The organism is Psychrobacter immobilis (assembly GCF_904846185.1).
GTDB lineage: Bacteria > Pseudomonadota > Gammaproteobacteria > Pseudomonadales > Moraxellaceae > Psychrobacter > Psychrobacter immobilis_B.
In genome coordinates, this window is the sequence record NZ_CAJGZQ010000022.1 from 29792 (window position 1) to 46396 (window position 16605).

Sequence of the window (16605 nt, forward strand, 5' to 3'; positions counted from 1 at the left end):
AATTACAATTAGATCTAGTGTAAAAGTATTCGAAAGTCTCTACGCCAGTTACAGCCATCACATTATTTTAGGAATAACTAAATGAGACTTATGTCAGCTATAGTCTTACTTCTAATGTCTGGTTGTAGCGCTGTACATTCCGATGACGCCAACTATAAAGTTTTGATTCATGGCAATGAGGAATGCAACTATGACTATGGTGTAGAAGACTTTTGCGACGAATATAATCAAATATCCTATAAAAATACTGACAAGACTGTCAATTTTGATAAAGATAAAGTTTTAGTGTTTCCGGAAGATAACTTTGGTTATTTAGTTGTTATAAACCCAGAAACTCAAATAGCTTATCCTTTTGGATACTTAGTTAATTATAAAAAACTAATTTTTTCTAAAGATTCTAACGAATTCTGTATAGAGGGAGATATCTCTGCTTATCGTGATGAAGATAGTGGATACTTCTGTTTTGAGTTTACTGAAAACAACTTTGAGCGCATTTACGATGCTACTCGCTAGTATTTAGCCTAACAATTATAGATCCACCTTTATCCTAATATATTGAAAAGTATCATTAAGATCATTAAAGTTGCCGTTTTCTTTCCAGAAGGCGGCGCTATGAGTAACCGCTAAATATAAATAGCCGTCTCTTGCCCAAAATATGTCTCTTGGCTCCTCCATAGGCATCCAATGCATAAAGCCTGCACCCATAATCGGGATGATGTCTGTTCCCTTAATTCTATACAGCTCTAGATCGGTGTATTGCTCATATGGGTTGGTATAGGCTGAGATGATATATTTTTTATTGGGCGAGATATGAGGATAATCTATAAACGTCTGCGTCGTCTCACCCGAATTTTCATCAATCATCTTATAGTCACCGCTTTCCCAGTAACCTCCACTGACCAAATACTGATTTAACGAGGCAATCTGACCTACGTACTCAAAAATCTGATACCCATCATTATCTACATTCTTATCAGTGAACGTTACTACCTTGCCAGCGGTTGCAATTGATAGAACACCATTTCTCTTCTTAATACTTTTATCTTTTGATAGAAAATCAACGGCAAGTGGACGTTTCTTCTCAAACAAAGCCTTATCAATTAGCTCTATTTTTAGGTAATCGTTAAGTGCTTTGCCATTTTCAAAAGTCTCGTAGTCTTCGCCAATGGATAGATATGCTAGTATGTTTAAATCTTTGGACGTTAGCGAGGCAGGTATAGTAGAACCCGTTTGCTCTTTTCTCACAAAGACCTTTTCCCATTTAACAACGTCTGTCTCTACAATGCCATCATTGTCCTCGTCATACTCTCTACGAATTCTGTCTTGCACCGCATACCAGTCCTTTCTATCTTCAATGACGTCTAACTTCTCAGCAAAGGCATAGCTTTTCACCTTTCGAGCAGCGCCGCTTGGTAACTGACGTGCGATTGCCCCATCTTTTTCCGTCACGTAAACTTGCTTCAATGCAGTCGTATCATCGTAGTCAATCTCGATACCATCACGATTGTACTGCGCCAAAAGTGCTGCCGATATGGGTTTATTTAGGTCAATGATGACATTTTGACTTGCCACTGCTGAATGATAGCTAAACGTCGTTAGGAATAGAATGGTAGAAGAAAAAATGTAAGTAGGTATTTTAAATGAAGACATAATATGGTCTGCTATATATTTTATATTATAAATTTTACACCATAAAATCCTACTTAAGTTTACTTTTTTGATATCTGAAATAAAATTACTTCGGAATATTAGCGCTGCTTTAAAAGTTTAGTAGACGGATTGAATGAACTGAATATCTTCGTCCACTTATTCAGCGCATAGAGCACGTAAGGCAGCAGGCACGTATTGATCAAATCGCGGAGGCTTGCGACCAGCTGTTCGTGGCTTAAACCCGCCATGCCTGACGCTTCAATCGTATTTCGATTATCTAAATACTCGCCCAATAAAGCAATGCCCGTCACGACGACTAGAGCCATGAATGATCTGATGCTTTGGTTTTTAATAATAGGACGCAGCACAAGCAGACACAAAAGATAGATGCCGACGCCGACATAGATATGTAAGGCATCTTTGGCAAGGCCAGATACTTCAATAACATTGATTTTAAAAGCGGTAAAATCCACTAGAGTATTCCAAATATAAGCAAGTAGAAAACGACTGAGAGTATCACTAAATCATGATGGCTAAACTATAATAGCTAAAGAGTGGCAGCTACAAAATGATGGCTGAGCATAAAAAAGGCAGATTATATAATGGATAATCTACCTTCTGCTAAATTAAATATTCACTTCACATTTATCGTCTACTTACACATTCCACTCGACGAAATTTTTCAACAACTGCAAGCCAGCAGTATGACTTTTTTCTGGGTGGAACTGAGTCGCAAATAAATTGTCTTGGATGACACTGGCACAAAACGGTTGACCATAGTCACATATCGCTGCCACTTGTGAGCTATTAGTAGGCTCGCAGTAGTAACTATGCACAAAGTAAAAATGCGCGTTGTCCTCAATACCATGCCACAATGGGTGGTCAAAATCCATACCGCTAATGGTATTCCAACCCATATGCGGTACTTTGATGGTAGCGCCCTGCTGATCCTTCCACGTCGGGTCAAATGCTTCTACAGTGCCGTTTAAGATACCCAAGCAGTCTGTACCACCATTTTCAGCGGACTGCTCAAACAATGCCTGCATGCCCACACAAATAGCCATAACAGGCTTATTAAACACCGCATGGCGTATGACGTTATCAATCCCTGCTTCATGCATGCCAGCGATACAGTCACGCATCGCACCGACACCGGGGAAGACGATCTTGTCTGCCGCAGCGACGACTTTTGGGTCGTTAGTGATAGAGACTTCTGCCCCAACCACTGACAAGGCTTTACTGGCGGAATGCAAATTACCCATGCCATAATCTAGTAGCGCTACTTTGGTTACTTTAGCCATTAAAACGCCTCTTTGGTCGAAGGTAGCGTATTGAGTGCACGCTCATCATATTCGCAAGCCATACGTAGCGCACGAGCAAACGCTTTAAAGGTAGACTCGATTTGGTGATGGCTATTTTTGCCTTTTAAATTGTCTAAATGCACCGTCATCCATGAATGGTTGACGAAACCATAGAAAAACTCACTAAACAAATCAACATCGAAATTACCCACATGCGAACGGGTAAAAGGAATGTCCATGTGTAAACCCGGACGTCCTGATAGATCGACGACAGCGCGGGTCAATGATTCATCGAGCGGCGCATAAAAATGCCCATAACGACGAATGCCTTTTTTGTCGCCCAATGCCTTGTTAAATGCTTGTCCAAGGGTAATACCAGTGTCTTCAACGCTATGATGGTCATCGATAAAGGTGTCACCGTTGCATTTAATCTCTAAGTCAAACAAACCGTGACGCTTGATTTGATCAATCATATGGTCCAAAAACGGCACGCCAGTATCCACCGTGCCTTTACCTGTGCCATCAAGGTTTACGGTACAAGTGATTTGCGTCTCAGCTGTATTACGTTCGACAGTCGCGATACGCTCAGGGCGACCATGTAGATTTAGGTTTTTTGGTACATTTTGCTCAGGTGTATCAGCAGTCGTCATTGCATTGGCTGTCATGGCTACTCTCTATCAGTTTTTATCAGTGAAAAGCGGTCAATAAATAAGGCAAAACATGTCTAAATATTTTACTAGTGTCTGGGTCAGCGCTAGCAAAAAATGTATTAGAAAATGATATATACAAAAGATATCAAGGTATTAGGGCGTGTCCTCATTTTAAAAATGGCGATAAAAATGAGATAAATTGCAGTCAAACAAGGAAAATAGCGCAGATAATATCGAGATATTAGTCAGCTATTTGACGCCGTTTGGCAAGATTTAGCCATTTTTAACCCATTTAGATAACTATCGATTGAATTGAGGACACGCCCTAGGGTTTGTACGTACTAAATATCATCTAGCCTCATCATAGCAAACCCTAACATTTACTGCCACGACCAAGCGGCAAACCATGCACAAAATTACCTCATTCTGCTAAAATAGTGTGTTCAGTATTATTAATCATGATTTGCACTGACTTTTAGATATCATATTCTACAGCCTACTTTCTATGACTTTTGCCGTGTTATAACTTTGTGCTGTGTCATACTGCTACTTTATACGATAGAAACCCTCTGTTTATAGGAACTGCCATGCCTTTAGAAGCGATCGCCATTAATAGCTTGGATGTACCACTTATCAAAAAACCTGCTCGCGACAATGAGCTATCAGAGCGCTTGCAGGCATTATACGATAGCGATGACGCGCAGCCTGATGGTATCGAGGTATTAAATATCGTTGAGCAAGGTTTTAAGCGTGGTCAGTATCTATACGTCGGTATGTTTAATGATAAACCTATCGCCGCTGTTGGCTGTTTTGATGATGGGCAAACCGATGCCAAGCGTTTGCAATATTTAACGGTGCATCAGCAAAATCGCGGTCGCGCGATCGATGCTAAGTTTATCAAACTGGTCTATGATGCCGAGGTCAAAAAAGGTGTGCGTGAGTTTGTCCCTGCCGATGCGGATATCCATCGTATTATGAGCGAGTATGATTTACTGCGTGTTAAAGACTAAATCGAGAGCAGAAACAGTTAATTTTGCCAATATTTGATTATTTATCGTCTTTTATCTTCTATTATGCAAAAACTACTTGACAGCAACGCCTATATTTAGTTTAATAGCGCCTCAACGAAGACGGCTCGATAGCTCAGTCGGTAGAGCAACGGATTGAAAATCCGTGTGTCGGCAGTTCGAACCTGCCTCGAGCCACCATTCGTTTAAGAATTCTAAAAATCCCCGAACAGTGATGTTCGGGGATTTTTTATGCCTGTATTCCGTTCTGAAATAAGTCTAATAGCTTATGACAAACGTCTTCTTAATAACACCTCGCAACGTTCACGCGAGTCTAAGTCATAAACCGTCGCGCGGTAATCGATACCATGGCGTCCTTCAAAAAATATCACTCTATCGCCCACTGCTAAAAAGCAAGACGTGCGCGCATCATAAATGAAACCATCAATCACGAACGCCAAATCACGATCTATCTCGCGTACCGTATAAGTTTCTCCTTGCGGAATCAACCGCTCAAACCATGCGCTATGGGCAGCATTGGTGCTTAATACGCTGATGAGCAGCAGCACCGATATCACAAATATACTTTTTGACGACATCGTAAAAGTCGAGCTAGCTAGACTGATGCTATTGAGGATGTTTTTATTAACTGTCATAACTTTAACCTACTCAGACCTGCTCAATGATTGATTCTCTTTGCTATGCTTCTCATGCTAAACGCTTACTGTCACGGTTGCATAACATTTTTGTGCTGTTTTTTAGACAGCGGCGCTCAGTATACTCGATAGTATTGATAATGATAAATATGACAGATGACGAATACTAATAGGGAAAAGCGATGAGAGCGTTCGATTACGATTTGGATTATAAAAACCTAGATTTGCGCGCGCAGCCTGAGCTGTATCGGGTCGGTCGCGGCGAGCAAGGCGTATTATTGGTAGAGCCGTATAAATCTGAAATCCTGCCACACTGGCGCTTTGCGACCCCTGATATTGCGCTTGAGAGCAGCGAGACAATTTATCAGATGTTTTTAGATTATCTGGCGGTCGATGACTTCGTCGGTGCAGATATGGCGCGCAAATTTATTCAAATGGGCTATACCCGCGCCCGTCGTTATGCCAATCACAAAGGCGGCAAAAAGTATAAAGGACCAGTACCCGATGATAAAAAAGGTCAGAGCGGCGCACATGGTCGTGAAGAGTTGCCACGACAAATCGAAGACCCAGTCAAAGCAGAGTCAGCACGCATATTTAAACAAAAATGGGACGAGTGTCGTGAGAACGAAGATTATTTAAGAATGAAAAAGGAACATCGCGAACGTTATAAAGAGGTTGAATAAGCATAAAATATATCAATGAAAATTATCCTCAGCCTGAAAAGATAGAAATACTTATAATGACAGACTGTTAAATAATTGAATTCATGATTTGCTGTGCTAAGGTAATGAGGGCTTGGAGCTAATACTCCAAAAAAGTATAAAATTGATAGCGTGGGCAAATAATAATGACTGTAGATATTAAGCAACTTTTGATTTTTGATTTTGATGGCACGCTCATTGATAGTGTGCCAGATTTGGCTGATGCGACTAATGCGATGTTAACCACGCTGGGCAAAAAGACTTACCCTATCGAGACCATACGAAACTGGATAGGCAACGGCTCAAGATTGCTGGTAGAGCGCGCACTAGTAGGTAAGGTAGAAGTGTTAGAAGGCGAGTTGACGGTCGAGGAAGCCAATCACGCAGAGCACCTGTTTTTTGAGTCTTACAAAAATCTCAGTGGTAGCAAAACCGTTGCTTACCCAGATGTCGATAGCGGACTAAAAAAGCTAAAAGCGGCAGGATTTACGCTGGCGCTAGTGACCAATAAGCCGATTCGTTTTGTACCGAAAATATTGCAATCCTTTGGCTGGCAGGACTTATTCAGTGAAGTATTAGGCGGTGATAGTCTCTCAACTAAAAAGCCTGATCCAGCACCGCTATTGCATGTCTGTAAAGCGTTGAACGTCACTCCAGAACAAGCTGTGATGATTGGCGATTCCAGAAACGATATCTTAGCTGGACAAAACGCCAATATGGATACGCTTGGATTGTCTTATGGCTACAACTACGGACAAGATATCCGTGAGCTAAATCCTATCGAAGCCTTTGATGACTTTGCGGCATTAGTAGAATATATTTTCAAAAACTATAAGATAGACAGCTAAAATTTGAACATTCGAATGATTCATTTAAGCCATTCTTTGAAATTATTATTTGCTCCGATAACTGAGCGCCTCAGACACATGAGCGCTTGTAATATCGATACTGTCAGCCAAATCAGCAATGGTACGCGCCACTCGCAATACTCGATGATAACCGCGTGCCGATAAGTTTAGACGCTGCTGAGCGAGCTGTAATAGTTGCTGTTCGCCCTCTCCTAGTTGGATATATTTATCAATCTCGCTAGGGCTAAGCTCATTATTGACCTTTTGTTGCCGCTGCATCTGATGTTTATGTGCGGCAATAACTCGAACGCGCACTTGTTCGGAGGTTTCGCCAGCTTGAGCATTTTGCAAGTCGGCAATTGGCAGCGCAGGTACAGTGATATGCAAATCAATGCGATCAAGCAGTGGACCTGATAGTTTATCTTGGTAACGTTTAATCTGCTCAGGTCGACAGCGACAACGCCCTGAGGTATCGCCATCATAGCCGCATGGACATGGATTCATCGCAGCGACCAATTGGAAATTTGCCGGAAAAGTCATCTGCGAGTTGGCACGGCTAATAGTGATTTGCTTGGCTTCTAATGGCTGACGCAATACCTCAAGCACACTCCGATCAAACTCTGGCAATTCGTCAAGGAATAATACGCCTTTATTGGCAAGGGTAATTTCACCCGGTTTTGGTCGTGAGCCACCACCCACCAAAGCCACGGCTGATATAGTGTGATGAACTTGCCTAAATGGTCTTGTCCCATAATCGTAATCGCTGTCTGCCACTGAATAAGTGCTGGCAACCTCTAATGCGTCTTCATCACTTAAATCCGGCAATATGGTCGGTAGCCGCGAGGCCATCAATGTCTTGCCTGAGCCGGGTGGCCCTGTGAACAACAGCGAATGACCACCAGCGGCGGCAATCTCTAGCGCGCGCCGAGCATGATGCTGTCCTTTGACATCAGCCAAGTCCACTTGATAGCCAACATGCTGCTGTGCTGGACTGGGTTGTACAACGTCCAAAGATTCATAGGCTGCGCTTGGATTCGCTAACGACTGTAAGTGGTCACAAACTGTCTTTAAGCTTTGCGCGGCTAGTATCGTCACGCCATCCACACGGCTAGCCTCAGCACCATTATCAATCGGTACGATAAGCTGCGGTGTTTGTGGTTTTGGCTGCGGTTCGCTCAGCTCTTGTTCAGTGATATTTGCCAGCTGCAATACCTTGGACGCCAGCGCCTCAGCTTTGATCGCTCGTGCCACCGCTAAGCTGCCTGTCACTTGCCGTAAATTCCCATTGAGCGCTAACTCACCGATAAACTCAAACCCTGATAATACTTCTGGATCCAATTGATCACTGGCTGCCAAGATTCCGATGGCAATCGGTAAATCAAGACGCGCGCCATCTTTAGGCAAATCAGCGGGGGCTAAATTGATCGTGAGACGACGATTAGGAAATTGAAAGCCAGAGTTCAGAATCGCAGAGCGTACACGGTCTTTGCTCTCACGTACCGCCGCCTCCGGCAAACCGACAATGGTCAATGCTGGCAACCCTTGTGACAGATGCACTTCAATAATGACCTTGGGCGCATGTAATCCGACGACTGAACGGGTATAGACTTGAGCAAACGACATCAGCATTTTCCTAATATAGGGAATAAATGATAATAGAGTATTATGTATCAGTGCGCAAATGTCATGTTTCCTTGTCTCATTTTATTTACTAGCATAATTATCAACAGTTGTTATATGATAAACGGATGCTCTTTCGCTCAGTCTTATTCGGCTATGCTGCCCCAAAAATTCTCACGCCTGTTAACCATGTTATTAACGTATTGGATAATTTTAATCGCGCTACAAAGCATTAAAGATTAGCAAGAGTATTGGCAATAAAAGGATTTTATTGATCATATAAAGTTTGCTGGCGGCTTTTTGCTGCAGATTTATATAACACCTACTTTATATAATACCTACTTTATATAATACCTACTTTATATAATACCTACTACCATGGACGGATAAGCTTATGAGCATAAAGATGCATAATCGGCGTGTGCCCACACTCACGCTACTGACAGTAGCAGTCTCTTTAGGACTATTCGGCTGCTAAGACAGCGACAATAGTTTCAATGACGATGATGTCATACTACCTTCCACTAATTATGAAGCCGATATTCAGCGCACTGAGTTCGGTATACCGCACATCACCGCAAAGGATTACAAAGGCCTTGGTTATGGCGTCGGTTATGCATTCGCAGAAGATAATATTTGCTCACTAGCACGTGAAGTTGTAGTCGCTAGCGGTCAGAGTATGCTGTATCTAGGCGCTGACGGTAATTTGGCTAGCGATGCTTTTTATACGTGGTACAACACTGACAAGCGAAAAGCTGAATTTTTAGCAGCTCAAGACCCTGAAGTCATTGATGCTGTGACAGGTTATGCAGCAGGCTATAGCCGTTATCTACGTGATAAAGGCGTGGCCAATATCGATCCTGCTTGTGCCAATGCTGAATGGGTACGCGAGATTACTCTCGATGATTTATTGACGGTCTACGGTAAAGCCAATCTACGTGGTGGCTTATCTAATTTCGTCGGTCCCATTGTAGCAGCGGCACCGCCTTCTATTGCTGGCATTCAGGGTAGCTCAAGAATGCGTAGTGTTCCAGTCGCAAACCCTGTCGTAGAGTCAGCACCTGCATTCAATATGGATACGATTAATGCGATGAGTGGCGGTAGTAATGCCTATGCCTTTGGTAAGGAGGTGACTGGTACTAGTAGCGGGGTCATGTATGCCAATCCGCATGAGCCATGGGATGGCGTCCAACGCTTCTATCAATTTCACTTAACGATGCCAGGTGAGCTGGATGTGATGGGTGCGGCTCAACAAGGCCAGCCTTTCCCTAACATCGGTTTTAATAAAGACGTGGCTTGGAGCCATACCGTATCCACTGCCAAACGTTTTACGCTTTATCAGCTTAGCTTAGTTGATGGAGATCCTCTCAAATACAATTATACTAATAGCGCTGGTGTGACTGAGCAGCGCGATATCGAAACCGTTCCTGTCACTATTCAGCTACCAAATAATCAGACGCAGGTTCACAATATTTATGTCTCACAATATGGACCTATGTTAGCGGTCAATTTGCTCAATGGTCAATTACCAGCATGGGGCGCTAATAATCTAGCTTATACTATCCGTGATGCCGCCTCTGAAAACCCAAGAGCACTCAATCAGTGGCGTAGTATGAATAAGGCTACGAGCGTTGAGGACTTAGTCGATAGAATGCAAAGCGTCCTTGGTCTTGGGTTTGTTAATACTATTGCTACCGACCGTAATGGTAAGGCACTCTATGCTGACATCTCAACCGTACCAAATGTGACCAAAGCTAAGCTTGAAGCTTGTAGTAGTGCTGCATCTGGCCCCTTCCTTGGTGCTTTAATTGCCGCTGACTTGCCAGCACTGAATGGTAGTACCGCTGCCTGTGAATGGGGAGTTGATACAGACTCACCGCAAGCAGGTATTTTTGGGCGCTCAAACTTACCTTTCTTGATCCGCGATGATTATGTTGCTAACTCGAATGATAGCTATTGGTTAAGCAATTTAGAGCAACCACTGACTGGATTTTCACCGCTCCTACGTCGTCGTTTAGCCCCCTTCTTAGGTGCTACTCCAGCAGTGGGTGTTCCCTTACTTATGCGCTCACGTATGGGACTGGTTCAAATACAAGATCGATTCAGTAATAAAGATAACTTGGGCGGTACTAAGTTCAATTTAAACAATATGCAAGAGGTCGTCTATGGTAACCGCAGTTATGTCGCTGAGTTGATACTCGACGACGTATTAGCAGATTGTCGAGCGAATGCTAGCATGCCTTTGACAGGTGGCTCTACTATTGATGCAACTAATGCTTGTAATATCTTGAGTAATTGGGATCGTCGTAATAATTTAGAGAGTAAAGGCGCTCATGTCTTTAGAGAGTTTTGGCGTAATGTGGACTTTAATGAAACGACGGATACGATATTCAGTGTTAAGTTCGATGCAAAAGACCCAGTCAATACGCCTCGTGGTTTAATTATTAGTGCAGATACACGTACTGCTTTAGGAGATTCCATTAAGTTCTTCCAAGATAAAAACATCGCTCTTGATGCGTCTTTATCTGATTTGCAGTATATCGTTGATGCTAGTAAAAACGATGAGCGTATTGCTATGCATGGTGGTTTTGGTCGTGAAGGTGTATTCAATGTTGCAGAAACGAGAGGCACCAGCGCTAATGATGGCGCAAACTACCTCATTAATTTTGGTCCGACATATATGCAAACCGTTACCTTTGATAAAAGCGGCCCTGTAGCAGAAGCCTTACTAGGTTACTCGCAAGCTTCTGATACTACTCGACCGTTCCATCGTGACCAGAGTCATCGTTATTCCGATAAAAACTGGATTCGTCTACCATTCAGTGCTAGTGACGTTAGCAACCAAGCCGTTGGCAATAAAATCCAGCTAAAAGAATAAGCTTGATGTAACTTAATTAGTGATAGCTTAAATTAGTGATAAAAAGACCTCAGATATATGCTGAGGTCTTTTTTACTTTATGGAAGCAGTCTGTTTGAATATCGTCGATTCCTCATGATGCCAGCACTTAGCCAGCTAACCGCAAGAGGGGTATGAGTATAATTGCCAAAATCAAATGGACTTATCATAGACAGTTTGTATGTAAGAAAACTCGCCGACCACCCCACTGCAAACAAGGATTTGTTATACTAGTGCTTATTGATGGCTATCAATTTAGCAGCATATAGCGCTGTGAAAATTATTATTGATAACAAACTTATTATGGTTATTAATCATCTATCAAACACCTACTGGCTTTCAGATATTTGGTCGTTAGAGATGTAAGAACAGTAATACTCAAGGTCAAAACGAGGAGTACCGCATGACAGAACATTCAGAATTAAATACTCAGCAGCCTTACAATCGTGCAGGAGAGCAACCGACCACGACACGCCCTGTTATGCAATCAGAAAGTCCTTATGCCAGTACGCGTGGCAGTATGATGAGTAAGCAGCTACCTGCCTTTGATGAAGCTATTATTAATAAATACAATCGTTCAGGACCACGTTATACCTCCTATCCGACCGCTTTAGAGTTCTCACCCATCTCTGTTGGTCTTGAGGCAAAGATCCTTCAGAACCGTGAAGCTCGTGCACCACTGTCTTTATATTTTCATATTCCTTTTTGTCGTCACCTCTGCTATTACTGCGCTTGCAATAAAATTATCACCAAGAAAAATAGCGACTCAGGCGATTATTTGCAGTACTTAATCGCTGAGATTAAGCACAAACGCCGCCTGCTATCTGTCCCAGAAGGTAGTAGCAAACCCCTCGTTAAACAGCTGCATTTGGGTGGGGGTACGCCAACATTTTTGCGTGATGAAGAAATGGTTCAACTGTGGCAGTTTTTACAAACTCAGTTTGAATTCTTACCTGAAGACAAAGGCGATTACTCTATTGAAATTGACCCACGTGAGCTGAGTGGCGAGACATTGAAAGTATTGCGTAACCTTGGCTTTAACCGTATCAGTTTAGGCGTACAAGACCTCGATGAAACGGTCCAAATCGCCGTCAACCGTGTACATTCAGCAGAGCTCATTGAAAATGTGTTAAATGAGGCGCGTGATCTAGGTTTTCATTCTATCAATATCGACCTAATTTATGGTTTGCCGCATCAAACACCCGCAACCTTGGATAAAACGGTGCGCCGTATCATCGAGATGTCGCCAGATCGCTTGTCAGTATTTAATTATGCACACTTGCCAGAACGTTTTAAGGCCCAGCGCCAGATTAAAGAAGCCGATTTGCCAGACCCAGCGGCCAAGCTTACGATGCTTGGCAATACCATCAATACCCTGACCGAAGCTGGCTATCAATATATCGGTATTGATCACTTTGCCAAGCCTGATGATGAATTAGCCGTGGCGCAGCGTGAGGGTAAACTGCATCGTAACTTTCAAGGTTATACCATCATGGGCGATTGTGATTTATTGGGCTTCGGCGTCTCCTCTATCAGTCAAATTGCCAATGCCAATACCCGCTATATTTTGCAAAATGATACAGATTTATCAGTTTATCAAGCGAGTATCGATGCTGCACAAAGTGACTCGGCTGTCATGCCTGCAGTAAAAGTCATCAAAACATCCATCAAAGATCGCTTGCGTGAATATGTGATTATGAATCTACTCTGTCACGACTATATCGATTTTAAAGACGTCAATCAAAAATTTGGTATCGATGCCATCACTTACTTTATCAATGAGATTCAACAGCTTGGCGCCATGCAAGAAGACAAGCTCATCGATATGGACGCGGCTGGTATTCGCGTACTACCAAAAGGTCGCTTATTAGGTCGTAACGTCGCCATGGTATTTGATGAATATCTTGAGAAAAAACATAAGAATCGTTTCTCAAAAGTTATTTGATTGAGTTGTTCCATACATGAAAAGCAGTCATAAAAAAGACCTCACTTGAGGTCTTTTTTATGGTGTTTAATAAAGCTGATGATTGACGAAAAATACCTCTAGGGCGTGTCCTCATTTCAAAAATGGTGATAAAAATGAGATAAATTGCCGTCAAACGAGGAAAATAGCGCAGATAATATCGGGATATTAACCAGCTATTTAACGATGTTTGGCAAAATTTAGCCATTTTTAGCCATTTTTAGCCCGTTTAGATATGATCAATTGAATTGAGGACATGCCCTAGCCTACTTAGTAGCCATCACCACATTCAGAAGGCATCACCATATATAGCCTATTTGCATCTTCTATTGTTTTTTCACTGTCTAAATATTTTTGCTCAATTGTGTTTTTAGCGTTGGCAATCATTGAATCCGTCATCGCAAAGTCATCGTCGTTTAGTAGACCCAATGAGCCATCTTGACGCAACCACAAACCTTCTAACTTATCATGTGGATATTCTACAGTTGCGAGAACGTCGACTACCAAGGTTTTCTTGACTGGTTTGATTGCCAATGCCTTCAGCAATTGCCAATTTTTTTCATCGGCTGCAATAAGCTGCTCAAGCGTTTGTCCATTGATCGTTAAACCCAATACATGATCTTGCTTGATATTATCTGTATTTAAAATATTCTCAATATCAGTCGCCTGCGAGAGATCAATTTTATAAATGAGCTTTTGCGCAGACTTGTCTTGCAGCGGAAACTTGCGATCATGTTCAATCAAATAAAACTCGTGATTGTTAATCGCAACGATACCCGAAGTCACATGGTGAGCATGATCGAGACGATACAAATACTGTGCTATTTGACCAGAGTATAGATTGATAGTGACGATGCGCGTCAAACTAGAGACACGACCTGACTGATCAGGGTTGTCCATAGCTGACTCCATAATACCCACCAGTGTGCTCTGATCTGGAGTAATCGTTAATGCCTCCATACCGCGATTTGCACGACGTTTGGTAAATTCTGCTGGTAGTAAAATCGGCTGACCATTAACCATTACATTATTGCGCTGATCGCTCGCAAATGCATTGATACGCTCAATCTCCACCCCCTGCGCATTATAATGAACCAAATGAGGACCATACTCATCACTGATCCAAAAACTGCCATCTGTGAGCGCAGCAAGACCTTCAGGATCTAAACCATTGATATCGTTTTTGATAGAATTGGTCACTGCATCAAAAGGTAGATTGGGATTCATTGTCATCGGCTGGCCGTCGACATCGTAAGGGACTTCATTAGTTCCGCCGAGTGCTTGTGGATTCGGTAGCCCAGAGATAGGATTGCCATTTGCGTCTTTTAGCAGTATCTCTTTGATCTTAATAATTTGCCCAGTTGCTTGTAGCTCAAACAGTCCGATGCGCGGTGTATAGTCAGGTACTAAAAACTGTTTACCTTTGCCTGCACTACCTTCGAACTCCGCATTGGGACCGCGATCGGTTAGCACATAAAATTGATTGGCATTGGTTGGATGAGCCGCTGCATCTGAGCCAAAACCACCCCCTCTAATCTCAAGCTTCCTCTCAGGATACGCAGCATTGATATGCGTATCATCGAGCACGGTATAAGGTAGTGCCGTGCCTTGGATAAAGTCTTTTATTTGAATAATTTCTGTATTAATATTTTGTATCGTCATTTTTTATCCCTGATATATATTTTATTCTTGTTAAACGAACCATATGAGTAATTTATTAGATGTAGCATTCAGTACAATTGACAGTCGAAAAAATAGCCAGCGCCCAATAAGCTCACTGACCATTTTAAGAGTTAATGCTATAACACATGGCTACACATTACTTATTAAACCTTAAGCTTGTCACCCACCATACCTTTGATGGTACTTAAAATATCAGCAGGTAATACCACCATTTTTGCATTGTCAGACTCTGCCAGCTCACGAATCGCCTTAATATATTGTTCACCAAGTAAGTAGACAATAGGCATCTCTTCCTCGCCCATTGCATTAGTAATCAGGCGAATAGACTCTTCAGAACCTCTCGCCAATACCACTTGTGCTTCGGCATCACGACGTGACGCCTCTAGACGTCCATCTGCTTCCAAGATAGCCGCTTGCTTTTGACCATCAGCACGAGTCACTGTCGCACGGCGTAGACGCTCTGCCGCCGCCTGCTCTTCCATTGATGCTTGCATCGTTTGCGATGGATTAATATCTTGAATTTCTACTGTCTTTAGGGTGATACCCCAGTCCGCAATATCTTCTGATATCGCATGCTTTAGCTTCATTTTAATTTCATCACGGCTAGACAATGCACTATCAAGATCCATCTCACCGATAATTGAACGTAGTGACGTCTGCACCAAATTACGAATACCATATTCATAATCTTCAATGCCATAAACGGCCTTATCTGGGCGCACGATATTAATATAAGCCACGGCGTTGGCAATAATAACAACGTTGTCTCGCGTAATGACCTCTTGTGAGGGAATATCAAGAACAATGTCTTTGGTCGTCACTTTATAAGCGACATCATCAACGAAAGGAATAATAAGGTTGAGACCCGGCTCTAGTGTCTGGCTATATTTGCCCAATCGCTGCACCACCCACTTATAGCCTTGCGGCACGATTCGAACGCCTTTGAAAACCGTAAAGACAACCAGTGCAACCAAAACCACCATGACAATGCTAAAGCTTTCCATAATTCATCCTTATTATTATAATTGCATGTCTTTATTAATCGCTGCCTGCGATTTCATACTGCTCACAATCAGCTCATTACCGACAATATCGGTCACCACCACTCGATCGCCGACCGCCACCGGCTCACCCGTAGTGCGGCACATCCACTCCGCTGCCCCAACAATAGGAACACTGAATCTGACAGTGCCCGCTCTATCTGGCTGCGGCTGGACGATAATCATGCCAGTTTCACCAACGATAACACTACCACCCAAGCCTGCTTTGGTGCGATCTACTGATAAGGGTTTAATAAACTTGAACCATGCCAGTAAGAATATGGCAGAAAGCACCAACCAAATAATAATTTGCACAGAGACAGAAATAGGCAATAGCCACGAAAGCGCGGCAACGATGATGGCAGCGGCACCAAACCAAAGGCTGGCGAATGTCGGCACAAACATCTCAATGATCAGCAATATAAAACCTAAGACTAACCAGTGCCAAGGTTCAATCATCCACAGCATCTCCATCATCACTACATTCCCTATCTTTATCATTCTAACTTTTAATGTAGCACATTTTTGGTGTTAGTAATTTCTTAAAAATCATCAATATATGATGTGTATACTTCGAAAAATGTAAGAAA

Annotated in this window: 15 protein-coding genes and 1 tRNA gene; 7 read left to right on the top strand and 9 right to left on the bottom strand. The window is 42.5% G+C overall.

Translation table 11 applies throughout. The annotated features are described in order from the left end of the window. Positions 1–81 precede the first annotated feature (81 nt). Complete coding sequence (locus JMW94_RS11735) at positions 82–513, top strand: hypothetical protein (protein WP_201604530.1); 432 nt, start codon at positions 82–84, stop codon at positions 511–513. A gap of 15 nt (positions 514–528) precedes the next feature. Here the strand turns inward: JMW94_RS11735 and JMW94_RS11740 are convergent, their stop codons facing one another. The 4 genes from JMW94_RS11740 to hisB form a co-directional block, all read right to left on the bottom strand. Next, positions 529–1650 (bottom strand): hypothetical protein, encoded by a 1122-nt coding sequence (locus JMW94_RS11740; RefSeq protein WP_201604531.1) that lies wholly within the window; start codon positions 1648–1650, stop codon positions 529–531. 98 nt (positions 1651–1748) lie between these two features. Beyond that, positions 1749–2123, bottom strand: coding sequence for a hypothetical protein (locus JMW94_RS11745; RefSeq protein ID WP_201604532.1), 375 nt, complete (start codon positions 2121–2123; stop codon positions 1749–1751). 183 nt (positions 2124–2306) lie between these two features. Beyond that, positions 2307–2951: an imidazole glycerol phosphate synthase subunit HisH gene (gene hisH / locus JMW94_RS11750; protein ID WP_201604533.1), complete on the bottom strand. Its 645-nt coding sequence runs from the start codon at positions 2949–2951 to the stop codon at positions 2307–2309. Beyond that, the gene (gene hisB / locus JMW94_RS11755) at positions 2951–3616 is read right to left on the bottom strand and encodes an imidazoleglycerol-phosphate dehydratase HisB (protein ID WP_227685503.1); all 666 of its coding nucleotides are present in this window, start codon (positions 3614–3616) and stop codon (positions 2951–2953) included. The genes hisH and hisB overlap by 1 nt, the downstream gene beginning before the upstream one ends. 572 nt (positions 3617–4188) lie before the next feature. Between hisB and JMW94_RS11760 the strand changes: the two genes are divergently transcribed. Both JMW94_RS11760 and JMW94_RS11765 read left to right on the top strand, forming a co-directional pair. After that, positions 4189–4611 (top strand): hypothetical protein, encoded by a 423-nt coding sequence (locus tag JMW94_RS11760; protein ID WP_045453868.1) that lies wholly within the window; start codon positions 4189–4191, stop codon positions 4609–4611. 122 nt (positions 4612–4733) lie between these two features. Next, positions 4734–4809: transfer RNA gene (locus JMW94_RS11765), tRNA-Phe, on the top strand. A gap of 86 nt (positions 4810–4895) precedes the next feature. On the opposite strand, the gene JMW94_RS11770 is transcribed toward JMW94_RS11765, so the two are convergent. After that, positions 4896–5264, bottom strand: a complete 369-nt coding sequence (locus JMW94_RS11770; protein WP_201604534.1) for a hypothetical protein — start codon at positions 5262–5264, stop codon at positions 4896–4898. A gap of 182 nt (positions 5265–5446) precedes the next feature. Between JMW94_RS11770 and JMW94_RS11775 the strand changes: the two genes are divergently transcribed. After that, positions 5447–5947 carry a DUF4385 domain-containing protein gene (locus tag JMW94_RS11775; RefSeq protein WP_201604535.1) on the top strand — a complete coding sequence of 167 codons (501 nt, stop codon included), beginning with the start codon at positions 5447–5449 and terminating at the stop codon, positions 5945–5947. 164 nt (positions 5948–6111) lie between these two features. Beyond that, entirely contained in the window at positions 6112–6813 is a 702-nt protein-coding gene (locus JMW94_RS11780) for a phosphoglycolate phosphatase (protein WP_201604536.1), read from the top strand. A gap of 45 nt (positions 6814–6858) precedes the next feature. Here JMW94_RS11780 and JMW94_RS11785 read toward each other — a convergent pair whose 3' ends face one another. Then, the gene (locus JMW94_RS11785; protein ID WP_201604537.1) at positions 6859–8436 is read right to left on the bottom strand and encodes a YifB family Mg chelatase-like AAA ATPase; all 1578 of its coding nucleotides are present in this window, start codon (positions 8434–8436) and stop codon (positions 6859–6861) included. A 538-nt stretch (positions 8437–8974) separates the two neighbouring features. Here JMW94_RS11785 and JMW94_RS11790 point away from each other — a divergent pair. Both JMW94_RS11790 and hemN read left to right on the top strand, forming a co-directional pair. Further along, positions 8975–11311 carry a penicillin acylase family protein gene (locus JMW94_RS11790; protein WP_227685505.1) on the top strand — a complete coding sequence of 779 codons (2337 nt, stop codon included), beginning with the start codon at positions 8975–8977 and terminating at the stop codon, positions 11309–11311. Positions 11312–11732: 421 nt separating this feature from the next. Next, on the top strand, positions 11733–13274 hold the full coding sequence (gene hemN, locus JMW94_RS11795) for an oxygen-independent coproporphyrinogen III oxidase (protein WP_201604538.1): 1542 nt from the start codon (positions 11733–11735) through the stop codon (positions 13272–13274). 288 nt (positions 13275–13562) lie between these two features. On the opposite strand, the gene JMW94_RS11800 is transcribed toward hemN, so the two are convergent. From JMW94_RS11800 to JMW94_RS11810, 3 genes are all read right to left on the bottom strand, one after another. Further along, the gene (locus JMW94_RS11800) at positions 13563–14954 is read right to left on the bottom strand and encodes an esterase-like activity of phytase family protein (protein WP_201604539.1); all 1392 of its coding nucleotides are present in this window, start codon (positions 14952–14954) and stop codon (positions 13563–13565) included. A 164-nt stretch (positions 14955–15118) separates the two neighbouring features. Continuing rightward, a complete protein-coding gene (locus JMW94_RS11805; protein WP_045447605.1) occupies positions 15119–15979 on the bottom strand; it encodes an SPFH domain-containing protein in 861 nt (286 codons plus the stop codon). A 15-nt stretch (positions 15980–15994) separates the two neighbouring features. Then, complete coding sequence (locus JMW94_RS11810) at positions 15995–16492, bottom strand: NfeD family protein (RefSeq protein WP_087816353.1); 498 nt, start codon at positions 16490–16492, stop codon at positions 15995–15997. Between the last annotated feature and the right edge of the window lie 113 nt (positions 16493–16605).